This window comes from Chloroflexota bacterium (assembly GCA_020850535.1).
In the GTDB taxonomy this organism is placed as follows: Bacteria; Chloroflexota; UBA6077; order UBA6077; family JACCZL01; genus JADZEM01.
In genome coordinates this window covers 1-21,615 of sequence record JADZEM010000102.1, presented here as the reverse complement: position 1 = coordinate 21,615, position 21,615 = coordinate 1, and the positions used below count along the sequence as shown (strand labels likewise).

The 21,615-nt window shown below is 69.8% G+C and carries 21 protein-coding genes; 8 read left to right on the top strand and 13 right to left on the bottom strand.

Going from position 1 to position 21,615, the window contains the following annotated elements:
* Positions 1–5: 5 nt before the first annotated feature.
* From IT306_14320 to IT306_14310, 3 genes are all read right to left on the bottom strand, one after another.
* Positions 6–1,184 carry a TIGR00303 family protein gene (locus tag IT306_14320; protein MCC7369600.1) on the bottom strand — a complete coding sequence of 393 codons (1,179 nt, stop codon included), beginning with the start codon at positions 1,182–1,184 and terminating at the stop codon, positions 6–8.
* Positions 1,185–1,196: 12 nt separating this feature from the next.
* Positions 1,197–2,147 (bottom strand): cobalamin biosynthesis protein CobD, encoded by a 951-nt coding sequence (gene cobD / locus IT306_14315; protein ID MCC7369599.1) that lies wholly within the window; start codon positions 2,145–2,147, stop codon positions 1,197–1,199.
* 97 nt (positions 2,148–2,244) lie between these two features.
* The gene (locus tag IT306_14310) at positions 2,245–2,526 is read right to left on the bottom strand and encodes a hypothetical protein (protein ID MCC7369598.1); all 282 of its coding nucleotides are present in this window, start codon (positions 2,524–2,526) and stop codon (positions 2,245–2,247) included.
* 536 nt (positions 2,527–3,062) lie between these two features.
* On the opposite strand from IT306_14310, the gene IT306_14305 reads away from it, so the two are divergent.
* The 4 genes from IT306_14305 (at position 3,063) to IT306_14290 (ending at position 7,639) form a co-directional block, all read left to right on the top strand.
* Positions 3,063–5,126 (top strand): efflux RND transporter periplasmic adaptor subunit, encoded by a 2,064-nt coding sequence (locus tag IT306_14305; GenBank protein ID MCC7369597.1) that lies wholly within the window; start codon positions 3,063–3,065, stop codon positions 5,124–5,126.
* A gap of 182 nt (positions 5,127–5,308) precedes the next feature.
* Positions 5,309–6,556 (top strand): amidohydrolase family protein, encoded by a 1,248-nt coding sequence (locus IT306_14300; protein ID MCC7369596.1) that lies wholly within the window; start codon positions 5,309–5,311, stop codon positions 6,554–6,556.
* A complete protein-coding gene (locus IT306_14295) occupies positions 6,556–6,924 on the top strand; it encodes a hypothetical protein (protein ID MCC7369595.1) in 369 nt (122 codons plus the stop codon). The genes IT306_14300 and IT306_14295 overlap by 1 nt, the downstream gene beginning before the upstream one ends.
* 13 nt (positions 6,925–6,937) lie before the next feature.
* Positions 6,938–7,639 (top strand): ComF family protein, encoded by a 702-nt coding sequence (locus tag IT306_14290; protein ID MCC7369594.1) that lies wholly within the window; start codon positions 6,938–6,940, stop codon positions 7,637–7,639.
* 27 nt (positions 7,640–7,666) lie between these two features.
* On the opposite strand, the gene IT306_14285 is transcribed toward IT306_14290, so the two are convergent.
* Genes IT306_14285 through IT306_14265 form a run of 5 tightly spaced genes read right to left on the bottom strand, consistent with a single transcriptional unit; the run spans position 7,667 to position 13,382 of the window.
* Positions 7,667–8,245, bottom strand: a complete 579-nt coding sequence (locus tag IT306_14285) for a hypothetical protein (protein MCC7369593.1) — start codon at positions 8,243–8,245, stop codon at positions 7,667–7,669.
* A 4-nt stretch (positions 8,246–8,249) separates the two neighbouring features.
* Positions 8,250–9,380 (bottom strand): histidinol-phosphate transaminase, encoded by a 1,131-nt coding sequence (hisC, locus tag IT306_14280; protein MCC7369592.1) that lies wholly within the window; start codon positions 9,378–9,380, stop codon positions 8,250–8,252.
* Positions 9,364–10,722: a histidinol dehydrogenase gene (gene hisD, locus IT306_14275; GenBank protein MCC7369591.1), complete on the bottom strand. Its 1,359-nt coding sequence runs from the start codon at positions 10,720–10,722 to the stop codon at positions 9,364–9,366. The genes hisC and hisD overlap by 17 nt, the downstream gene beginning before the upstream one ends.
* A gap of 57 nt (positions 10,723–10,779) precedes the next feature.
* Positions 10,780–11,865, bottom strand: a complete 1,086-nt coding sequence (gene hisG / locus IT306_14270; protein MCC7369590.1) for an ATP phosphoribosyltransferase — start codon at positions 11,863–11,865, stop codon at positions 10,780–10,782.
* On the bottom strand, positions 11,862–13,382 hold the full coding sequence (locus tag IT306_14265) for a histidine--tRNA ligase family protein (GenBank protein ID MCC7369589.1): 1,521 nt from the start codon (positions 13,380–13,382) through the stop codon (positions 11,862–11,864). The genes hisG and IT306_14265 overlap by 4 nt, the downstream gene beginning before the upstream one ends.
* Positions 13,383–13,714: 332 nt before the next feature.
* On the opposite strand from IT306_14265, the gene IT306_14260 reads away from it, so the two are divergent.
* Together IT306_14260 and IT306_14255 are read left to right on the top strand one after the other, a co-directional pair.
* Complete coding sequence (locus IT306_14260) at positions 13,715–13,855, top strand: redoxin domain-containing protein (GenBank protein ID MCC7369588.1); 141 nt, start codon at positions 13,715–13,717, stop codon at positions 13,853–13,855.
* Between the two features lie 39 nt (positions 13,856–13,894).
* A complete protein-coding gene (locus IT306_14255; protein MCC7369587.1) occupies positions 13,895–14,179 on the top strand; it encodes a redoxin domain-containing protein in 285 nt (94 codons plus the stop codon).
* Positions 14,180–14,455: 276 nt separating this feature from the next.
* Here IT306_14255 and cobJ read toward each other — a convergent pair whose 3' ends face one another.
* From cobJ to cbiE, 4 genes are read right to left on the bottom strand one after another with little or no spacing between them, the layout of a single operon-like run.
* Positions 14,456–16,339 carry a precorrin-3B C(17)-methyltransferase gene (gene cobJ / locus IT306_14250; GenBank protein ID MCC7369586.1) on the bottom strand — a complete coding sequence of 628 codons (1,884 nt, stop codon included), beginning with the start codon at positions 16,337–16,339 and terminating at the stop codon, positions 14,456–14,458.
* Positions 16,326–17,150: a precorrin-4 C(11)-methyltransferase gene (gene cobM / locus IT306_14245; protein ID MCC7369585.1), complete on the bottom strand. Its 825-nt coding sequence runs from the start codon at positions 17,148–17,150 to the stop codon at positions 16,326–16,328. Before cobM ends, cobJ begins: the two co-directional genes overlap by 14 nt.
* A gap of 13 nt (positions 17,151–17,163) precedes the next feature.
* Positions 17,164–17,922, bottom strand: coding sequence for a precorrin-2 C(20)-methyltransferase (gene cobI, locus IT306_14240; protein MCC7369584.1), 759 nt, complete (start codon positions 17,920–17,922; stop codon positions 17,164–17,166).
* Positions 17,919–19,166 (bottom strand): precorrin-6y C5,15-methyltransferase (decarboxylating) subunit CbiE, encoded by a 1,248-nt coding sequence (gene cbiE, locus IT306_14235; GenBank protein ID MCC7369583.1) that lies wholly within the window; start codon positions 19,164–19,166, stop codon positions 17,919–17,921. The genes cobI and cbiE overlap by 4 nt, the downstream gene beginning before the upstream one ends.
* A gap of 118 nt (positions 19,167–19,284) precedes the next feature.
* Here cbiE and IT306_14230 point away from each other — a divergent pair, with 118 nt between their 5' ends.
* Complete coding sequence (locus IT306_14230; GenBank protein MCC7369582.1) at positions 19,285–20,052, top strand: precorrin-6A synthase (deacetylating); 768 nt, start codon at positions 19,285–19,287, stop codon at positions 20,050–20,052.
* Positions 20,049–20,849: a cobalt-precorrin-6A reductase gene (locus tag IT306_14225; GenBank protein MCC7369581.1), complete on the top strand. Its 801-nt coding sequence runs from the start codon at positions 20,049–20,051 to the stop codon at positions 20,847–20,849. The genes IT306_14230 and IT306_14225 overlap by 4 nt, the downstream gene beginning before the upstream one ends.
* On the opposite strand, the gene IT306_14220 is transcribed toward IT306_14225, so the two are convergent.
* Positions 20,807–21,385 (bottom strand): precorrin-8X methylmutase, encoded by a 579-nt coding sequence (locus IT306_14220; protein MCC7369580.1) that lies wholly within the window; start codon positions 21,383–21,385, stop codon positions 20,807–20,809. The genes IT306_14225 and IT306_14220 overlap by 43 nt on opposite strands.
* Positions 21,386–21,615 lie beyond the last annotated feature (230 nt).

The window sequence follows — 21,615 nt, the reverse complement described above, 5'->3', positions numbered from 1 at the left end:
CCGCGTCACGACTCTGAATCGCCTGCAAGAGCCGTGATGCCGTAGATCTCCTCGTAAACGCGTTCGATGGCGGCCAGCAGGGCGGCGCGATCGGCATCGGCCAGCAGCGCGGCCATGACCGCCGCCGCGCCCGCGCCGACGCCCTCCTTGACCAGGAACTGCTCGTAGCGGCGCAGTGGCGGGTGGCGCGACCCGCTGAAATCCAGGCCACTGGCGATGACCGGCACAGGGCCGATCTGGGCGACGAGACCGGCCAGATCGGCGGTTGGATCGTTGGCGACCCACGAGGTCGTGGCGATCCCGACGCGGTCGGTCCGGAGCGGGATGTCGCACTCACTCGCCAGCCGCGCCATCAGGGCCAGCACGGCGGCCATCTGGCTGCCGCCGGCCAGCACCACGGGAACGGACTGCGCGGCGGTCAACGCCAGGCCGGCGACAAACGGCTGCATCGGATCGCCGACGGCGGCGGCGATCTCCATGCCCGTGCTCTCCGGCGTGACGCCGCGCGCGCGGGCAGCGGCCAGCGCCTGCCGCACGACGGTTGTCTTCAGCGGGTGGGCGTTGCCGGGCATGCTGCTGGACACCTTGCCCCAGGCGTCGTAGCCAAGGCCGCACAACAACGAGAGCGCCGTGGTGGTGCCGCCCGGGACGCTCTCGGCCAGGATCAGGCAGTCGCCACGCTCGACGTACTCGGCGGCCATTGCCCGTCCACGCTCGAAGAGGTCGCCGGCGTGTGGAACGGCGTCGCCCGTGACGATGGACGTCCCCCACTGGCTCGCCACGACGGTGGTCGGAGCGTCGGGCTTGACCCGCAGGCCGGCGTCCACGATGACCAACGGCATCTCGGTCAGGCGCAGGCCGGCCAGCGCGATCAGGACCGGGCCGGGCGCTCCGCCGGGGTTCGATGGGACGCCATCCATACACAGCGGCCGGCCGTGGACGAGCGCCTCGGCGTCGGCGGCGGCGGTCAGGCGACGCAGTTCCGCCGTCACGCCGGCGCCGGAGAGGCCGTCGATGTCCGCTGTCTCGGTGTGGGCGACGGTCAGCACGAACAGCGGCTTGCGGCCATAGAGGCTCGCCAGGAACGCGCGGCCCTCCTGCTCGGCGTGGACCAGGAGGATCGGGCGGCCGTCGAACTGCTTGTGCCGTCGGGCTACCTCGGTCGCGGGCGGTGAAGATTTCATCGTGGCTCTGGTCTACCAGCACCGAACGAGGCGGCGGATGCTGTCAACCAGCCGGCCCACGATCGCTGCCAACGGGACCGTCAGCCCGGCCGCCCCGGCGACAATCTGGGCCGCGTGGTCGATAGCCGAGATGTCCGGCGCTGGGAGGTCGTCCCCGAGTACGTAGTGGCCGGGCTTCTCCAACCGTGCGAACAGCAGGCCGGCCATCGTGCTCATCGGCCAGCCGGCGTTGGGGCTGGCGGTCTCCCGATGGTCGCGCACCGTGATCGCGACGCCGGTCGGGACCGCGCCACCGAAGATCGCCCCGGAAACCAGCAATGTGACGGAGCTGAGACGCGCGGGGACGAGATTCAGGAGGTCGTCGAGGCGGGCGGCGGCTTTGCCGAGATGCTCGTACTCGCCCCGGTAGCCGATCATGGCGTCAAGGGTGTTGGCGGCACGATAGGCGAAGGCGGCGGGTAGGCCACCCAGGCGGTAGTAAACGAGTGGTGCGACGATACTGTCGGCGGTGTTCTCGGCGAGCGACTCGATGGCAGCGCTCGTCAACTGCGTCGCCGTGAGGCCTGTTGGGTCGCGGCTGACCAGCGCGCGCACGTCCTGACGGGCCACGTCCAGGTCGTCGTCGGCGAGCGCCTCCTCGACGGCATGCCCGGCATCGAGCAGCGCCCGCACGCTGAGCGTCGTCTTGAGCAGCCAGGCCTCGACCAGCAGGCGAAGCGGCCAGGGCAGCCGCTGGAGCATGCGCTGCGCCAGGAGCCCAGTCAGCGCGGACCCGCCGACGGTCAGCCCGACGATGGCCGCCCCGGCCAGCAGCGCTGGCGTCCCATGTCGCGGAGCACGCCGCTCCAGGTGGCCTGCAGCCGTGCCGATCCACACCACGGGGTGCAGTGCATCCGGCGGCTCGCCCAGGACGGCGTCGAGCGCGAGGGCGGCGATCATCGGCAGCGCACGCGCGTTGCTCATGGCCGCGTCCTGCGCACGCAACAGCCCTCGGCCAAACCTGGCCGAGGGCTGTTCAGGGGTGCACCGATCCGTTCGAGCGCGTGAGCCCGTGCCGGGACTAGTTGACGGCGCCGGCCGTCGCCAACTCGCTGCCGGGCCAGTAACGGCCCTCGGCTGGCAGCATCGAGCCGAGCAGCTTCTGGATCGCCATGATGTGGCTGCAAATGGCGTTCGATTCGAAGAAGTGGCAATCGCAGGTCCAATGGTTGGACGTGAACGAGATGGTGTGAGAGTCGTTCTCTCCCCGGAACGAGGCGGAGAAGTCGTTGAATGTTACGCGATCGGGCTCACGCGCATAGAGGTTGGCCTTCTGAATCTTGCCGATCAGACTGGACTGCATGCCGAGTCCTCCACTTCTTGGCCCAACTGCACAGAAAGCGAGACGCCAGTGTGCATGGCACACTGGCGTCCTGCGCTGTCTATGCTGTTCGGCGCCGCAGATGTCGTAGCCAATACGCTCATCCCGGAGGGCGTCCTCAGTGACACCCGCACCCTCAGAATACACTGCTGCCTGAGGGGTGTCAACGAGATGCCTTCCTGATTCATTGAACGATTACGAACCTGAAACAGGGTCGTGACGCCGGTCCCGCAGCCGGCCTGACATCTGTCCCAAATGTGGCGCTGGCCCCGTGATCTCCCACCTGGGTCTTGCAAGAACGTCGCAGGGACCGTCCCGACCAGCCTCCGGGACCATGCCCTGCTTGACAGTACCGACGGACGCGCGTAGTATCGGGGCGCACCGAAATGCTTCGGAGCCATCAAAGTGATTGTCGGAACCACTTCATGCCTCTCGTCCATCGGTTGAGATCCGCAGGCCGCCGAGCAGCGGTCGATCCATTCATCCGAGGGTGGGATGATCCTCTGGGTGGCTGGCAAATGCGCCGTCGCCTTGGCGCCATCGCGCTCATCATGGTGATCGCCGTCGTCAGCTGTACGCCGGCTGCCACCACCCCGCCGAAGCCAACGGGCAAGGACTTCGCACCGGCCGCCATCCCGATCACCAGTTCGCTGGTGACCCAGGGCAGCATCGCCGCGACGCTGGTCTACAGCGGCAACGTTCAGGCCCGCTCCACCGTCAACGTGGTGCCGAAGATCACCGGGCGCGTCGAGCAGTTGCTGGTGGACATCGGGGACGAGGTGCGGCAGGGTGAGGTGATCGCTCAGTTGGACCGGGCCGCGTTGGACGCCCAGGTACAGCAGGCGGAGGCCGCGGTCACCGTGGCGCAGGCCCGGCTGTCCCAGGTGCAGGCAGGCTCGAAGGCTGAGGACATCGAGGCGGCTGCCGCTTCGGTCCGCGCAGCCGAGGCTCGGCTCGATCAGGCGCGTTCTGGCGCTCGCGCCGAGGAGATCGCGGCGGCCCGTGCCCAGGTCGGGCAGGCCCAGAGCCGCGTGGACGCCCTGCTCGCCGGCCCGAAGCCAGACGACGCCCAGGCCCTTGATGCCTCTGTCGACCAGGCGCGCGCCCAGGTCGATCAGACGCGGGCGCAGCTCGGCTCGGCCCAGGCGACGCTGACGGAATCACGGTATCGGCTGGAGCAGGCCCGCGCTGGCCTGGGCGGTCCGAACACCCGATCTGAGGACATCGCGGCGGCCCAGGCGGCCGTCAACGCGGCGAAGAGCCGACTAGACAACCTGCGGGCTGGCGCGCGACCAGAGGATGTACGGGCGGCCGAGCTGGCCCTCGACCGCGCCCGCCAGAACGTGGCGTCCGCCGATGCGGCGCTGGAGGCCTGCGGTCGGACTACGACGACCTCGCGCTCGCGTTCGCGGAACGAGCAGACCGGGGTGGTCACCGAGAGCACGAACCAGTCGCGCACGAACTGCGTCTCGACGCAGAGGGATCAGTTGACGGCGCAGCGCAACTCGGCCCAGATCGCGTTGCAAGAAGCGCAGAATCAGCTCGAAAAGATCAAGAATGGTTCGACGCCCTTCGAGATCGCCCAGGGTGAAGAGGCCGTTCGTCAGGCTGAGGCGGCGCTGCAGCGCACGCGCTTCGGCGGCACCACCGACCTCGCCACGCTGGAGCTGCGCTACGGTCAGGCCCAGGCCGAGGTCGAGCGGCTGCAGGCCTCGCTGGAGCAGCAGCAGGCGGGCCTGGACGCGGCGCAGGCGCGGTCGGACTCGGCGCGGAACCCGGCCGAGTGGGACGTGCGTAACGCCCAGGAAGTCGTCAATCAGGCTGCCGCGAACCTCGCCCGCCTCGTGAACCCGAACCCGTTCGACGTGCGGGCCGCCCAGGCCGCGCTCGATCAGGCGCAGGCGGCCCTGGCGTCGCGCCAGCGCCCGACCTCCGAGGACATCCAGATCGCGGCGGCCCAGGTGGAGCAGGCGGCGGCCTCGCTGGAGGCCGCGCGGGTGAATCAGGCCGAGTCGGTGATCCGTGCGCCGTTCAACGGCGTGGTGGCACAGCGGCTGGTGAGCGCGGGCGCGACGGTCGGCACGAACTCGCCCATCGTGACCCTGGTCTCCAAGGAGACGGAGATCATCCTCCAGGTGGAAGAGGCGCGCATCGGTCAGGTCGCGCGGAATCAGCCGTCGCAGATCACGGTGGCCGCCTACCCCGGCGAGCAGTTCCCGGGCACCGTCGCGAGCATCTCGCCAACGGCCGACTCGCGGAGCCGCACGTTCGCCGTGCGGGTCTACCCGAACGATCCTCAGGGCCGCCTGCGGGACGGTATGTTCGCCCAGGTGGGGCTGCAAACGCCGTCGCGGCAGGCCTCGCTGGTGCCGGTGCAGGCCGTGGTCAACCGCTCGGGCCGGAACATCGTCTTCGTGATCGGCCAGGACAGCCGGGTCCAGGCGCGTGAGGTGACGCTCGGTATCAACAACGGCCAGCAGGTGGAAGTGCTGTCGGGCCTGCAGGTTGGCGAAGAGGTCGCGATCTCGGCGTTGGACGTCCTCTCGGATGGGACGCCGGTGACCGCCACACGCCAACCCTGACCGGGGCGTTGATCGAGGTTGATGGACAGCGGCTCGGCCTACCAGGGGCCGGGCCGCTTCATGTCGGCCGATGCTCGCATGCTGCTGGTACTCTGGGCGACGCTCGCCTAGAATGTCCGCGCACTGCCGGCAGTTGACTCGCCAGCGTGCAGTGCCGGAACACAGGGGCGCGGAGGAAGCTGATGCCGAGGATGATGGTGATCGAGGCAGGCCGCCTCATGGACGGGACTGGCGCCGAGCCGGTCGATGCAGCGCGGATGATCGTCGAGGACGGTCGCATCCGTGAGGTCGGTCCAGCCAGCCAGGTCAAGACGCCGAGTGGTGAGTACCAGCACCTCGACTTCTCCGACAACACCATCGTCCCCGGTCTGCTCGACGGCCACGTGCATCTCGTGTTCAGTGCCCTTCCGACGACGCTGCCAGACATCCTCGGCGACGACAACCCGCGCATCCTCCTGCGGGCCGTTCACAACGCCCAGTTGGCGCTGCGTGTCGGTGTGACGACCGTCCGCGACTGCGGCGGCCGGGCGCACATGACGCTCAAGCTGCGGGACGCCATCGCGGATGGGATCATCCCCGGCCCGCGCATCCTGGCAGCCGGCCCGGCCATCACCATCACGGGCGGCCACTGCTACTTCTTCCAGGGCGAGGTCGACTCTGCTGACGGCATGCGGAAGCTGGCACGGCAGCTCGCCAAGGACGGCGTGGACTTCTTCAAGGTCATGTCGACGGGCGGGCGCATGACGCCAAACACGAACGTGACCGCCGCCCAGTTCACGGTCGAGGAGCTGTCGGCGCTCGTCAGCGAGGCGAAGCGGCTCAACCGGCGGGTTGCTGCCCACGGGCACGGCACGGCCGGCATCCGCAACGCCGTGGAGGCTGGCGTCACCACCATCGAGCATGCCACCTGGGTCTCGGAGTGGGACGATACGGTGGTGGACTACGACCCATCGGTTGCCGACATGATGGCGGAGAAGGGCGTCTACCTCAGCCCGACGCTCAGCCCGGCCCGCGTCGCCAACGCGACGGACGCGGACGTTCATCTCTCCGAAGTGCGGCGGCGCACGCTCGGGATGCGGCCACGGATTCGCGAGGTGCAGCGCGACATGATCGCGCGCGGCGTCAAGGTGATCGGCAGCACGGATGCGGGCGTCGCAAATGTGCCGCTCGATTCGATGCCGGGCGAGCTTGAGGCGGCGGTCGACGAGCTGGGCCTGACGCCGATACAGGCGATTGTGGCGGCGACCTACACCGGCGCGCAGGCGTTCGACCGCGAGCGCGATTTCGGGTCGTTGCAGGCCGGGCTGCGCGCCGACTTCCTGGTCACGGAGGGTGATCCGACCAGGCAGGTATCGGACATCCGCAAACTGCGGTGGGTCTTCAAGGATGGCGTGGCCGAAGTCGAGAACGGCCGGCTGATTCGCTGCTGATGAGCACGCAGGATCCGTCGCAGGCAGAAGGTCCGGGGCTGGACGACCGAGGTCAGCCCCGCTCGTGGTGGGCGCGGTTGCTCTTCCAGGCGCGCCCGCTCCAGGAGACTGAGTATCGGCTGGGGATAGCCGTCGTGGGATTGGCCGTCATCCTGGCGTGCTACGTGTGGTGGTCCGTCGTTCCGCAGATGATCGCCAACCTGGGCATCGGGATCGTCAACGGCCTGTCGTGGATCGGGACGCTGTTCTCGGGCGGCGGCAGCCAGGAGACGGTCGCGCCGGTGCTGACGCCCGGCCCAACGGTGCTGCCGTCGCCGTCGCCAAGCCCATTCGCCTCGCCGTCGCCGTCCCCGGCGCTGCCTCGGTAGATCGGGCGTCCGGGTGTCAGACCTGACGCCCGGGCTGCTCCATCGGCTGCTCGCGGCCCTCTTTCCTCCCCGCTGTGCGGGCTGCGGCTTGCGGGGCGTCGATCTCTGCGGCGACTGCCGCGCGCGGATTTCCTGGCTTGGGCCAGAGGTCTGCCCCTGGTGCGCCGTGCCGACCCGCCTCGGGCGGATCTGCCGTGACTGCGCTCGCCAGCGGCCGCACTTCGACGGTGTGTGTGCGGCATCGGCCTTCGAGGGGGCTGTCCGGACGGCTGTTCACGACCTGAAGTATCGACGGGTCAGGTCACGCGCGGCGCTGCTGGCCGATCTCATGCTGACGGTGCTCGAAGACCGACCGCTCGCCGTGGACGTGCTGGTCCCGGTCCCGCTGGCCTCAGACAGGCGACGTACGCGCGGATTCAACCAGTCCGAGCTGATCGCCGACGTGCTGGGTCAAAAGCTCGGCGTGCCGGTGGCGGCCGGAGCGCTCGAAAGGGTGCGCGAGACGCCCAGACAGGTTGGACGGTCGGCGGTTGAGCGGGAGGCGAACGTCGCCGGGGCGTTTGCCTGCCGCTCAACCGAGCTTGTACTGCGACGGCGCGTCGGGATCGTCGACGACGTCATGACGACCGGTGCGACGCTCGCAGCCTGCACCGAAGCGCTCCGCATGGCGGGCGCACGGCAAGTGTACGGGATGGTCGTGGCCCGCGAGTTGTAGCCGCGGGTCGGAGCCCGTAGGCAGCGGTCAGGCGAAGCGGGGCGGTGGCGGGCTGCTCAGGCACAGCAGCCAGACGACGCGGCCGGCTACGTCCACCAGCACCCAGGAGTGGTCCCACACGTCGCAGGCGAACCAGTCAGACCACGCCGCCCGCGATGCGAGGACGGTGGCCCGCCACAGCCTGTCGCCGAGCAGAGCGTCGAGCAGATCAGTGGCGACATCTCTCGCCGTCCCTGCTGGCACGCGGGATGTGCCGCCATTCGTCGGAGCCAGACCGGCGAGAGCCGCCGCGAGCGACGGCACGACGGCCAGCGGCTCGACCAGCTCGAAGTTGAACATGCGGTCCGGGTTGACGCCGCGCGCCAGAGCCGGCAGCGCATCGGCCAGGGCTGACGAGTGCAGGAGCGGCGAGAGGTCGTAGCGGGTGCCTTCGAGCGTGTGCTGCAGCAGCCAGTCGATGGTGGCGGCGCCGCCGTTGATCTCGAACCCGCCGAACGCGACGCGGTCGTCGCCGAACTCCCAGCGCATGCGCCGCAGGATGTCGTGCACCGGCGTCGGCGCGAGGGCACAGTCCTCGAGCGACGCCGGCGTGAACGTGGGCCTCAACTGACTACAGGCCGCGCTCGTCGGCGAGCTTCTTCAGCGTGGCGAGCACCACGTCGTTCTGCTCGGGCCGCCCGACCGAGATCCGGATGCAGTTCTTCAGGCGTGGGCTGCCGTAGTGCCGCAATAGGATGCCCTCGTCCGCCATCCGATCCCGCAGCTCGCGGCCGTCCATGCCGTGCACGTCGGCCAGGATGAAGTTCGAGCGCGTCGGATGGGGCGTCACGATGCGGGTTCTCGGCAGCTCGACGAGCAGCCGCTCGCGCTCGGCCACGATCTTCTGGACGGTGTCCATCAGGTGCGCCCGGTCGGCCAGGGCGGCGCGCATGGCGACCAGGGCCGCGACGTTGACGTTGAACGGCGGCTTCAGCTTCCAGAGGTGCTGACTGACCTCCTGTGGGAAGACCCCGTAGCCGATCCGCAGCCCGGCCAGGCCGGCCCACTTACTGAACGTTCGCAGCACCACCAGGTTCGGGTAGTTGGCGACCTCCCCGATCATCGTCTCGAAGCCCTGGCCGTCGGCGTTGGCGAACTCGTAGTAGGCCTCGTCCAGCACCACGAGATAGCCGGTGTCCAGCAGCCGCCGCACATCCGAGGTCGGCATCACCGTGCCGGTCGGGTTGTTGGGCGAGGTCAGCAGGATGATCTTCGTGCGGTCGGTGATCGCCGCGATCGCCGCGTCCACGTCGATGTTGAACTGCTCGTCGCGCGGGACCGCCACGACGCGCGCATCCTGCAACTGGGCGTTGAACGCGTACATCGCGAACGACGGCGGGAAGTCCATCAACTCGTCGCCGGGGTCGAGGTACGCCCGCATCAGCAGATCGATCAGCTCATCTGCGCCGTTCCCCAGGATGATGCTCGACGCCGGGACGCCGGCGTACTCGGCGACGGCGTCACGGGCCGTCCGCTGATCGGCATCCGGATAGACGCTGTAGCCGTTGAACGTGCTCAGAAACTCCTGCACCAGCGGCGACGGGCCGTACGGGTTCTCGTTCGCGTCGAGCTTGATGATGCTCTCGACGGGGCGTCCCAGCCGCTTCGCCAGATGCTCCGGATCGTCCGGCCCGGCATACGGGGCGATCTCGGCGATAGCGCGGCGGACGGCAGAGCGGCGGATCTCAGGCGTTGCGCTCATCAAGCTCCCTCAGGCGGACGTCGATGGCGTTGGCGTGAGCGTACAGCCCCTCGGCGTGCGCGATGGCGATGGCTGGCGGACCGAGCCGACGCAGATCGTTCGGCCCGAACGAGAAGACGGACGTGATCTTCAGGAAGTCGTCCAGGTTGAGCGGCGAGCTGAAGCGGGCGGTGCCGCCGGTCGGCATCACATGGCTCGGGCCGGCGGTGTAGTCGCCGATGGCCTCGGCAGACCAGTCGCCGATGAAAATGCCACCGGCGTTTTCGATCTGGCCGACTCGCGACCACGCGTCCCGCACGCAGAGCGTCAGGTGCTCGGGCGCATACTCGTTGGCGAGTCTGATGCCGGCCTCGATGTCGGGGACGTGGACGATGCCGCCCCGGCCGGCCAGAGACTCGCGGATGATGTTGGCGCGTGGAGCCTCTTCGATCATGCGCTCAGCCTCGCCAAGCGTCCGCTCGATGACCTTGCGGTCGGTGCAGAAGAGCAGCGGCTGCGCCAGCGGGTCGTGCTCGGCCTGGGCGATCAGGTCGGCGGCCAGGAACGTCGGGTTGGCCGAGTCGTCGGCCACCAGCAGACACTCGGTCGGCCCGGCCAGCCCGTCGATGGCGACCGCTCCGTAGACCAGCTGCTTCGCGAGAGCCACGAAGATGTTGCCTGGGCCGAGGATCTTGTCCACCTTCTCGATGGACTCCGTGCCGTAGGCCAGCGCCGCGATGGCCTGCGCCCCGCCGGCCCGGTAGACGGTGTCCACGCCGGCGACCTTCGCGGCGGCCAGCAGGACCGGGGCGATCTCGCCGTCCGGACCGACCGGCGCGGACATCACGACTTCGGCCACCCCCGCGACGCGGGCCGGCACCGCGGACATCAGCACCGTAGACGGATACGGCGCTCGCCCGCCCGGCGCGTAGATGCCGACGCGGTGCAACGGGCGGATGATCTGTCCGAGCGCGCCGTCCCCCTCGTGGGCGATCCAGCTGTTGCGGCGCGCCTTCTCGTGGAAGCGGCGGACCCGGTCGGCGGCGACCTCCAGCCCGGCCACGATCTCCGGTGCGACGTTCGCCAGCGCGGCATCGATCTCCGCCGGCGTCACGACCAGGGAGTCCACCGTCCGTCCGTCGATGGCCTGCGTATAGCGACGGATCGCCGCGTCGCCGTCCGCTCGGACATCCGCGATGATGCGGGTGACGACTTCGAGCGGCGTGAGATCCGTCCCAAAGACCTCGCGAATCTTCTGGACGACGGGAGCGGGCAGGGGCTGGTCCCCCAGCGAGCGCCGCCCGAGGATCTCGCGGCGGGCCTCGTCTACGTCGTCATACCGTGCGATCACCGGTCCGATCATGGTGATCCTTTCAAGCGTGTCAGGCGTGACTGTGCAGAGACTTGCAGCGGAGCGAGGCTACTCGTCGCCCGAGCGTTCGTTGAGCTGGCGACAGAGCCGCTCGAAGCTCCAACATTTTGCCTGGAAGACGTAGCGCAGCGGTGCGACGGAGACGTCGCCCGCGCCGGCCCGGCGCAGCGCATCGACCGCCTGCACCAGCAGCTTGGACTGCACCACGACCGTGGCCGCGTACCAGCCCTCTTCGCCCCCGAGCTTCGGGTAGACCTTGGAGATGGTCGGGCCGCGCAGGCCCGCAACCTCGGTGTGGCTGGTCACCCGGCGTGCCACCGCCTCCGGCGAGTCGCCCCGGATGTTGCCGGTCAGGCTGTAGTAGTCGCGGGAGCGCATCTGGGCCTCAATCAGCTCCAGCACCTGCCGCGCGATCTCGAGCTTGTCGGGGTTGTCGCGCAGCGCGGCGCGGTTGCCGATCAGGCAGGCCTGCGACTCCACGATCGTGCCGCCTGCGACGCGCTTCAGCCGGTTCTCGCGCAGCGTCACGCCGCTGCTGACCAGATCGACGATCACGTCGGCGGCGTTCAACGCCGGTGCGGCTTCGAGCGCCCCGCTCGACTCGACAATCGTGTAGTAGTTGATGCCGTTGTCGAAGAGGAACTGCCGCGACAGATTGGGATACTTCGTGGCGACCCGCAGGTCGCGGCCCCGGCGGCGGAACTCGGCGGTGATCTCGGCCACGTCGGTCACGCTGCTGACGTCGATCCAACCCTCGGGGACGGCCAGGACCAGGGCGCAACTGCCGTAGCCGAGCGCCTTCTCCAGCATCACCACGCCGTCATCCTCGCGCTCGTGCTCGCGGACGATGTCGTAGCCGGTGATGCCGAGATCGACGCTGCCCTCGGCCACCTTCGCGAAGACGTCGGTGGCCCGCTGGAAGAGCACTTCGACGCCGGCCAGGGCCGGAATGGTGGCCCGGTACTGGCGCGGGTTGGGCCGGCTGACCTTCATCCCGCAGTTCGCCAGGAATTCGAGCGTCTGCTCCTCCATGCCTTTGGAGGGCAGGGCAACGCGGACGACGGACTGCACCGCCCCGTTCTTGCGGGCGCGCAACTGATCGCGCCGGGATGGATTCGGAAGCGTCGCGGTCATCGTCCTGCCCTCACCACCTGCACCAGCCGATCCAGATCGACCGCCTGCTCGCTGCGAGATCGCATGTCGCGGAGGAGCGGCTGCCCGGCCTGGCGTTCGCGCTCCCCGACGATCACGACGTAGGGGATGCCCTCGCGGTCGGCGTGGCGCAGGTTTGCCTTGACGCCGCGCCGTCGGAGATCCACCTCCACGTCCAGGCCGTCAGCCCGCAGGCGGGTCGCCGCCTGAACGGCCAGCGGCTCGTCGCCCTCCTCGATGGGCGCAACCACCACGTCTAGCGGCCGGTCCCCTTCCAGCTCCGCGCCCTCGGCCTCGAGCGCCAGCTTCAGCCGCTCCAGCCCGAAGCTGAATCCGCAGGCCGGGATCGCGTCGTGGCCCCCCAGCGACCGCACCAGGTCGTCGTAGCGACCGCCGCCGCCGATCTGGCTGCTGACGCCGCCGACGGCCGTCGCGTGCAGCTCGAAGACCAGCCCGGTGTAGAAGCGCAGGCCGCGACCGAGGCTCAGATCGACCACCACATCCGGATGCTCCACGCCGTAGCTCGGGAGCAGCGACAGGGCGCGCTCGATCTCGCGGAGCGGGCCGGGGTCGAGGTTATGTTCGGCCAGCAGCGCCGCGATCCGCTCAAACGCCTCCGACGGGGGTCCGGCCAGCCGTTGAAGCTGCACGATGAAGTCGACGGCGCGGGAGACGTTGTCGGTCGGATCGAGCCGCCCGGCCTTGCTCACCAGCCGGCTGACGATCTCCTCCGGCGTGCGGCTGCCGCCTTCCAGCACAAGGTTGGCCCGCGCAAGCAGGTCCGAGGCGACGTGCGCCGCGCCCTCCGACCCGAACTCGGAGAGGAGCGACGGCAACAGGCTGGCCGGCTCCTCATCAGCCTCGTCAACCGTCCGATCCTCCTGGGCCACCGTCGAGCCGACGCCCATCAGCGCCAGGACACGCGGCACGACCTCGTCGGGGTCGGCGCCGCGCCGGGCGAGCGCCTCCATGTTGCCGAGGATCAGGTTCTGCCCGTGCTCGTCGATGCCCAGCTGCTCCAGCAACTGAAGCACCACGCCGAGGTGGCCGACCACCAGCCGTGAGTTCCGCAGCCCGATCTGCGCCACCGCGCCGCAGGCGGCAGCGAGTACCTCGGCGTCGGCAGACGGCCCTTCCCCGCCGATGCACTCGATGCCCACCTGGGTGAACTGCCGGTACCGGCCTCGCTGCGGCTTCTCGTAGCGGAACGTCGGGCCGGCGTAGTGGACCCGCACGGGCAACGGCCGGTCGCGCAACTGGCTCACGTAGGCGCGCATGACCGACGCCGTCAGCTCGGGCCGCAGGCACAGCTTCCGATTCCAGTGCGTGAAGCTGTACATGCGCGCGGCGATCTCCTCGCCGGACTTCCGCAGGAAGAGATCGAGGTTTTCGAGAATCGGCGTGTCGATGCCGCGATAGCCGAAGCGCTCGAAATGATGGCGCAGCCGGTGCGTCAGCCCGCGCAGGCGGGCATCGTCAGGCGGCAGTGCGTCGTTCATTCCTCGGACTCGCTGTACGTCGAGCTGGTCCACGTCGGCCGTTTCCTTCTTGGGCGCGTCTAGCTAGCCGCGATGTGTCGGCACTGAGCGCCACCAGTGCGCGCAGCGGCGAGCGCCGCGTGGCGGGCATCCCCACGAGGACGCGCCGACTCGGGGCGGCGAACCGTGCTGGATTCTAGCACGCCCATCTGCGTGGCCTTCGGGTAGCGCCCGGTGCGCGGCCTGGAACGTTCACTTGGCGGTGCATGCTGGCGGTCGGCGGCCGATTGGCGCACAATCAGCCCCACAACAGGTCGGCCAGATTCGTGCGGCCCATGCCACGGAGTCACAGTATGCGCGCTCTACCGGAGGTCGGATCGGCGGCGCCGGACTTCACGCTTCCCTCGCACCTCGAGGGTGAGGTTCAGCTCTCGGCGATGCGCGGGACCAAGGTCGCGATCCTCTTCTACCCGTTCGACTTCTCCCCTGGTTGAACGAACGAACTGACGTCCTTTAGGGACGTACACCACCTCGTGCGCGACGCCGATGCCGAGCTGCTGGCGATCAGCGGAGATCATATCTGGGCGCACCGGGCCTTCTCGAAGGCGCTCGACGGGTTGCCGTTCCCACTGCTGGCCGATTGGGGCATGGACGTCACGAAGGCGTACGGCGCACACAACGCCGAGCGCAACTGTCCGACGCGGGTCGCCATCGTGGTGGATCGCGACGGCATCGTCAGGTTCGTCAATACCGCGTTCGATGCGCGTGATCCGGGGCACTACGTCGAGGTGATCGAGCAACTACAGGCGCTGCCGTAGACATTGGAGTGCTCCCCGACCTGCCTCGGCGTGAGAGCCAGCGCGGCCTGGCTATGTCTTCAGGCATGTGCGATCCCTGTGCAAAGAATGCAAGTCTCCCTGTCATCCTGAGCGCACCGAAGGATGACAGGGATGCGTAGCTGCGTCAGGTCGGGGACTGGGTCAGGATCGCCAGGATCTCCGAGCGGTAGCCGGCGACGTACACCGCCAGCCCGACGCCGATGACCACCGCAACCAGGATCACGGTCAGGTAGGGCCAGGCGCCGTCGTCGCGGATCATCGGCCCGGCCGCTCCAGGTAGCCCCGCCGCGTGACCATCACACCGTCCAGCAGTTCCGTGCGCGAGCAGCCGACGACCACGACGGTCCGCATGTCCACGTCGTCCACCGTCAGCTCGGCCAATGTCGTGACAGTGACGTTCTCCTCGTCACGGTAGGCATCGCGGACCAGGCCGACCGGCGTCTCGGGTGCGCGGTGCTCGCGGAGGATGGCCACGGCATCCTCGAACGGCTGGCGACGCCGTGCGCTGGCCGGGTTGTAGAGGACGACGACGAGGTCGCCCTGTGCAGCGGCTTCAAGCCTCCGGCGGATGCCGTCCCACGGCACCAGCAGGTCGCTGAGGCTGATCGCCGCGAAGTCGAGCATCAACGGCGCGCCGAGCAACGCATTGGCGGACGAGGCCGCCGTGATGCCTGGGATCACCTCGACGCTGATATCCTCGCCGGCAGGAGATGGCGGCTGCTCGTGCAGCAGCTCGAAGACCAGACCGGCCATGCCGTAGACGCCGATGTCGCCACTCGACACCACGGCCACCTGCCGCCCCTGCTGCGCCAGCCGGATCGCCGCGGCGGCCCGCTCGTGCTCCTGGCCCAGGTCGTAGGGACGCATGCGGGATTCGCTCACGATCTCCGAAAGCAGCTCAAGGTAGCCACGATAGCCGATCACGATGTCGGCCGAGCGGATGGCGCGGCTCGCACGGGGTGCGATCAGGTCGAGCGGCCCCGGCCCGATCCCGACCAGCCAGAGCGCTCCTGGCTCCAGCGCGATGCTGCCGCGCCGCGCGACGGCGACCGTCGCCGTGGCCGACTTCTGCTTCGGCACCAGCAGCACGCCGCCCTGGCTGGCAAGGATCGCGGCCGGCTCGGCAACGCCGGGCGTGCCGACGTGCCGTTCGACCTCCGCCGAGGGCGTCGGCACATCTGGCACGGCGGCAAGCTGTTCGGGGGTGAAGACGGGAAAGTAGGCTGCGTCAGCCTGCCAGACCAGCCGCACGAGGGCCGGGTGATCGAGCCGTCGGTCGATGGTCGCGACCGTGTGCACGCTGCCCCAGGCCAATCCCGCCGCGCTGAGCGTTCGACGTGCGAGCGACTCGACATCGTCTGGCGTGGCATCCGTGCTGCACCCGATCCCCAGTACCAGGGTGCGCGGCCGGTAGACCAGCAGCGGCCCGCCATCCGAGACAAGATCGTCGGGCAGGACGCGGTCGGTGATGGCGATGCGCGGCCCGCTCACGCCGCGCAGGGCGGCCAGGGAGTCGGCGCGCGGCCACGCCTCCGGCAGCTCGGCGTGCGGCCCCTGGAACTCGCGCGGGAAGTAGACGGTCGGAAGCTGGCCGGCCAGGGCGGCGGCGCTCACCTGCTTGACGGTCTCGGGCAGGGCGTCCATCCGCCACTGCTGGACCGACCCGAGCCGGTCCAGATTGGGCAGGCCGATGGCGTCGCTGGCCGTGGTCACCACCGCCGTCGCGCCGATGGCGTCCGCGATCTCCTGGGCCAGCCCGTTGGCGTCGGTCTGGTGGCCGCCGAGGACCGGGATCACGAACTGCCCTGCGTCGTCCACGCAGATGACGCCGGGGTCGTCGCGCTTCTTGCCGAGCAGCGGTGCGACCAGCCGAACGGTCGCGCCAACGGCCAGCACCGAGATCAGCGTCTCGACCTGTGGGAACAGGTCCGCCAGCAGCGGCCCGAGCGAGCCGTCGAAGGGCACGGCATCCTCAGGCGCATCACCCGCCCACTGGCTCTTGATGTGGAGCGCAATCTCCACGTCGCTGTCTTCGTCGAGGCTTGAGCGCAGCGTCGCCACGATCTGCGCGCCCAGCCGCGTGCCCTGGCGGGTGACCGCGACAACCGCGACGCCCGAGCGCCGCCTACGACCGTTCACGCTCGGCAACCCCCGTGGCAGACGTGTCCGTCTGCCCACGCCCCTCAGCCAGTCGGAAGACGTGGCTCCATTCGGGACTGTACAGGTTCGAGCGGTGCGACGAGGCCACCCGAGTCAACTGGGGATCGATGGCCCGCCCGACCAGGATCAGGGCCTGCCGCTTCAGGCCGGCGTCTCGCGCCGAGGCCGCGATGTCGGCCAGCGTCCCTCGGATGATCGTCTCGTCTTCCCAGGTCACGCGGTGCAGCACGGCGGCCGGCGTGTCGGCCAGGTAGCCGCCCTCCATCAATTCGGTCACCACCCGCTCGATGACGGTGATGCTCAGGAACAGGCAGATCGTGCCGCCGTGGGCAGCCATCGCCCGCAGCCGCTCCTGCTCGGGGATCGTCGTGCGCGAGGGGAGTCGGGTCAGGATGACCGTCTGGGCCACGTCCGGGACGGTCAGCTCAGCGTTCAGCGCGGCGGCTCCGGCGAAGACGGCGCTGACGCCCGGCACCACGGCGTACGGAATCTCGGCGGCATCGAGCAACACCATCTGCTCGTGCATCGCGCCGTAGATGGCCGGGTCGCCGCTCTGGACGCGAGCCACGAGCTTGCCAGCCCGGGCCGCCGCGATCATCCGCTCGGAGATCGTCTCCAGCGTCATGGTGGCGCTGCCGATCACCTCGGCATCGGGGCGGGCCAGGGCGGCCACCCCCGGATGCACCAGCGAATCGGCCCAGATCACCAGATCGGCGGCGGCGATGACGTCACGCGCACGGATCGTGAGCAGGTCGGGGTCGCCGGGGCCGGCCCCCACGAACACCACCATGCCGCCGCGCGCCTCACGAAACGTTCCCATCGTACTCCTCAGCGTGGCGCGGCCGGTGAACGATCAGCAGCGCGAAGTAGTCTCGGGGTGGCGACGCCCGCAAGCGTCGCACGTCGTGAACGATCTCCTGGTCGGGCCAGCCGCAGCGTCGGATGTAGACGGTGGAGTCCAGCCGACCATGTGCGGCGAGCAGATCGAGGAGGCTGCCGAGGAGTCTGCCAACCTTGAGCAGCACGACGCAATCGTACTGGCGAATGGCGGCCTCGATCTCGGACACACCTGCCGTGGCCGGCACGATGGCCAGCCGCTGATCGTGGTCGGTCAGGGGGAGCAATGAGGCCGCGGCAGCAGCGGTGACCGACGAGATGCCGGGGATCGCTGCCACGCCGACGGACGCCGAGGCCGGGCCGAGCGCTGCCAGCACGTCGCCGAAGCTGCCGAACAGGAGCGGATCGCCTTCCGTCAGGAACACGCCACGACGACCGCCGAGCCTGGAGAGCATTGACGCGCTGGCCGTTCTCCACGATTCGCCACGGTCCGTGCGCGGAAACGGCACCGTGACGATCTCCTGCCGGGCCGGGTCCAGGTGGTCCGCGACGATCTGGAGCGCCATGCTGCGGTCGCCGGCGTGGCGGACGGGTGCGAAGACGACGTCCGCCTCGCGAATGGCCCGGACGGCCTTCAACGTCAGCAGCTCCGGATCGCCCGGCCCGACGCCGACGCCGATCAGCGTCGGGCAGGCGACGGCCGGCCGCGGGTTGCGGTCGGTCATGACCTGAAAGTGACCACCCAGACGGGGTTCTCGCCCTGGAGCCGCGTCATCCCGACGATGTCCGTGCTGCGCGAGATCGCCACCTGCACCACCTCGGCCTGCAGACCGCGAAACTCGCCCCAGCGCAACGATTCCGCCAGGTTCTGGACGGTGGCGAAGTTGCAGACGATGCGGCCATGCGGCCGGAGCCGGGCCGAGGCTTCGGCCAGAATGTCGGTCAACCGTCCGCCGCTCCCACCCACGAAGACCGAGTCTGGATCGGGAAGGTCGGCGAAGACGTCGGGCGCGTCGCCGGTGATAACGCGCACGCGGTTGCCGTTGGGGCGCGTGGCGACGTTCCGCCAGAGGTGCTTCAACTCGATCTGCGAGCGCTCGATGGCGTAGGCGGTAACCCGTGGCGCCAGCCCCACCGCCTCGATAGCCAGCGACCCGGAGGCCGCCCCGACGTCCCAGAGCACGCCGCCGGGCGGCAGCCGCAGCTTGCTCAGGGCCACCGCGCGAATCTCCGGCTTGGTGATCATGCCGCCGCTGTGTGCGTACACCAGTTCCGACAGGCCGAACTGGACCGCCGCCCCGGCTGGCTCGGGCCGCTTCTCCCAGGTCAGCGTCGGGACCACCAGCACGTTGAGATCGGCGAAGGTTGAACCCTTCAGGCCGTTGAGCGTCGTCGGCGTCTCGGCCTCGGCCGGGCCGCCCAGGTGTTCGAACACGTAGGCCGGGCCGTCCTGCGCGCCAGCCGCCAGGAGCGCCGTCGCGACGGCCGCCGGGGTGTTCGTGTCGTCGGTCAGGACGGCCAGCTTCTCCGCGCCGGTGGCTGCCTTGATCGCCTGTGACAGCGGTCGCCCGTGCGCCGAGACCACGCGGGCATCCTGCCAGGAGACGCCGAGGCGCGCGAACGCCAGCGCCACCGACGAGACGTTCGGGACGATCTCGACGCGCTCGCGGCCGAGACGCTCCGCCAGCAGTGGCCCGATGCCGAAGAAGCACGGATCGCCCGAGGCCAGCACGACGACCGAGCGCGACCCTGATGCCGCGCCAAGCTGCGCCACGAGTCCGTCGAGATCGGCGGTAACCGGGAGGCGTTCCTTGCCAGCGTCTGGGAAGAGGCTCAGGTGGCGGTTCCCGCCCGCCAGGATGTCTGCCGTCCGGATGCGCGCCCGCACCGGCCCGGGCACGCTGTCAGGGCCGTCGTCCCCGATGCCGACGACAAGGATGCGCTGCATTGCCGAGGCAGCGTCTGTCACGCTCATTTCTCGTTCACCCCTTCTGGGCGGAATAATACGGCCCAGGCGCGATGCGTCCCCGACGAGGGTGAAGCGCATGCCGCAAGGATCGCCTGGTGGGGCTGAAGGGGTTGCGAGCATGAGGAGACTCCTGGTCATCGGGATCGGCGCGGGCGACCCGGACTACATCACCGTGCAGGCGATCAAGGCGATCCAGCAGACCGACGTCTTCTTCGTGGTTGACAAGGGCGCGGAGAAGGCCGGGCTGGTCAGCCTGCGCCACGAGCTGCTGCTGCGCTACGGTCCGGCCGGCGGCTACCGGGTGGTCGAGATCGAGGAGCCAGCCCGGGATCGCACGGCGGAAGCGTACCGGTCGGCCGTGGACGCCTGGCGACACGAGCGGGCCGTTCGGTACGAAGGGGCGATGGCGGCGCACCTCGCCGATGGGCAGTGCGGCAGCATCCTGGTCTGGGGCGATCCGTCCCTCTACGACAGCACCCTGGCGATTGTCGAGGACGTTCAGGCGCGCGGTGCGCTCCAGTTCGACGTGACGATCGTTCCCGGCATCAGCAGCGTCCAGGCGTTGGCGGCCCGGCATGGCGTCACCCTCAACCGCGTGGGTGAGGCGATCCAGCTCACGACCGGACGGCGGCTGCGGGCAGGCTTGCCCGCCGAGGCCGAGAACGTGGTCGTGATGCTGGACGGCGGCTGCGCGTTCCAGACCCTTGCCGAGTCGCACCCCGACCTGGAGATCGTCTGGGGCGCCTACGTCGGCACGCCGGACGAGATCCTGGTGCGTGGACCGCTGCGCGAGGTGGCGGCGACCATCGAACGGGTCCGCGCGGAGGCCCGAGCCGCGCAGGGCTGGATCATGGACACCTACCTGCTGCGACGGTCCGGCGAGTGAGCGGCGACCAATCATCTCAGCGCGTCCTGATCCTGGGCGGCACGGGTGAGGGCCGCCTGCTGGCCGAGCGGCTCACTGCCTGCGGAGTCGGTGTCATCACCTCGCTGGCCGGCCGCCTGAGCGCGCCCGCACGCTCTGTGGGACAGTCGTGGAGCGGCGGCTTCGGCGGGGCGGCCGGACTGACTGACTGGCTCCAGGCGGAGCAGATCGTCGCCGTCGTGGATGCCTCGCACCCGTTCGCAGCGCAGATCGGTGCGTCGGCAGTGGCTGCCTGCGCCACGTTGGGCCTGCTGCTGCTCCGCCTGGATCGCCCGCCCTGGCAGGCGCAACCCGGCGACCGCTGGCTGCACGCCGAGTCGCTGGCCGAGGCGGCCTGCCTGACGGCCGAGCACGGGCGGCGCGTGCTGCTGGCCATCGGACGCCAGGGCGTCGGAGCGTTCGCGTCGGTGGCCGACCTGTGGTTCCTGATCCGCTGCATCGAGCCGCCCGACGGCCCGATCCCCCGTGCGCATGAGCTGCTGCTGGCGCGCGGACCGTTCAGGCTGGCCGACGAACGGTCGCTCCTCGCAACGCATCGCATCGATCTCGTGGTGACGAAGAACAGCGGCGGGCCGACCGACGCCAAGCTGATCGCTGCCCGCGAGCGCGGGATCCCCGTGGTGATGGTCGCGCGTCCGATTCGGGCGCAGGGCGAGACCGTCAGCAGCGTCGATGAGGCCGTGGCCTGGGTCGGGCGGGTGCTTCAGCGGCGCGGTCACGTCGAGGGTGACGCTTCGGAGGCGAGGCGCAGCAGGTAGTTGGCGGCGGCGGCTGCGAGTCCGGAGCCGCCGCGCGTCCCTGCAATCGTGACGCTGGGGACGCACGCCTGGAGCAGCGCGGCTTTCGACTCCTCAGCGGCCACGAAGCCGACCGGCAGCCCGACGATCGCGGCCGGAGTGACGCTGCCGGCGTTGACGAGGTCGAGGAGCGCCAGGAGGGCGGTCGGGGCATTGCCGATGACCACGACCGCGCCGTCGAGTCGGTCGGCCAGCGCCAGGATGCCGCCCGCCGACCGCGTGATCCCGTGCGACCGGGCCAGCGATTCCGCGCCGGCGGCGTGGAGGGCCACGATCAGCTCGCAGCCAGGCGTTGCCAGCAACGGCTTCGAGATGCCGGCCGCCACCATGCCCACGTCCACGATCAGCGGCGCGCCGTCGCGCAGCGCATCAAGCGATGCCTGGATCGGGTCGCCGGTGAGGCGCACCAGATCGGCCAGCGCCGGGTCGCCGGCCGCGTAGACGAGGCGCGCCACGAGTCCGCGCTCCGGCTGCTGGGCGGGCAGGCGCGCGCCCACCTGCGTGTCGATCCGCTGCCGGCTCAGCCGCTCGATCTCGTCTGGCGGCAGCCCGTAGGCGCGGAGCAGCGGGCCGGGGAGGCTCTCACCCCCGGGGGTGGGGAGGCCCTCACCCCCGGGAAGGCCCTCACCCCCCGACCCCCTCTCCCTGTGCGCGGGAGAGGGGGAGAAATCACTGTCTCGTGTGTCTCCCCCTCTCCCGCGCACAGGGAGAGGGGGTCGGGGGGTGA

Excerpts from the sequence above, each read along its gene's own strand:
- IT306_14320 (MCC7369600.1), bottom strand. The coding sequence starts at position 1,184 with ATGAAATCTTCACCGCCCGCGACCGAGGTAGCCCGACGGCACAAGCAG.
- cobD (MCC7369599.1), bottom strand. The coding sequence starts at position 2,147 with ATGAGCAACGCGCGTGCGCTGCCGATGATCGCCGCCCTCGCGCTCGAC.
- IT306_14310 (MCC7369598.1), bottom strand. The coding sequence starts at position 2,526 with ATGCAGTCCAGTCTGATCGGCAAGATTCAGAAGGCCAACCTCTATGCG.
- IT306_14305 (MCC7369597.1), top strand. The coding sequence starts at position 3,063 with ATGCGCCGTCGCCTTGGCGCCATCGCGCTCATCATGGTGATCGCCGTC.
- IT306_14300 (MCC7369596.1), top strand. The coding sequence starts at position 5,309 with ATGCCGAGGATGATGGTGATCGAGGCAGGCCGCCTCATGGACGGGACT.
- IT306_14295 (MCC7369595.1), top strand. The coding sequence starts at position 6,556 with ATGAGCACGCAGGATCCGTCGCAGGCAGAAGGTCCGGGGCTGGACGAC.
- hisC (MCC7369592.1), bottom strand. The coding sequence starts at position 9,380 with ATGAGCGCAACGCCTGAGATCCGCCGCTCTGCCGTCCGCCGCGCTATC.
- hisD (MCC7369591.1), bottom strand. The coding sequence starts at position 10,722 with ATGATCGGACCGGTGATCGCACGGTATGACGACGTAGACGAGGCCCGC.
- hisG (MCC7369590.1), bottom strand. The coding sequence starts at position 11,865 with ATGACCGCGACGCTTCCGAATCCATCCCGGCGCGATCAGTTGCGCGCC.
- IT306_14265 (MCC7369589.1), bottom strand. The coding sequence starts at position 13,382 with ATGAACGACGCACTGCCGCCTGACGATGCCCGCCTGCGCGGGCTGACG.
- IT306_14260 (MCC7369588.1), top strand. The coding sequence starts at position 13,715 with ATGCGCGCTCTACCGGAGGTCGGATCGGCGGCGCCGGACTTCACGCTT.
- cobM (MCC7369585.1), bottom strand. The coding sequence starts at position 17,150 with ATGGTGGTGTTCGTGGGGGCCGGCCCCGGCGACCCCGACCTGCTCACG.
- cobI (MCC7369584.1), bottom strand. The coding sequence starts at position 17,922 with ATGACCGACCGCAACCCGCGGCCGGCCGTCGCCTGCCCGACGCTGATC.
- IT306_14230 (MCC7369582.1), top strand. The coding sequence starts at position 19,285 with ATGAGGAGACTCCTGGTCATCGGGATCGGCGCGGGCGACCCGGACTAC.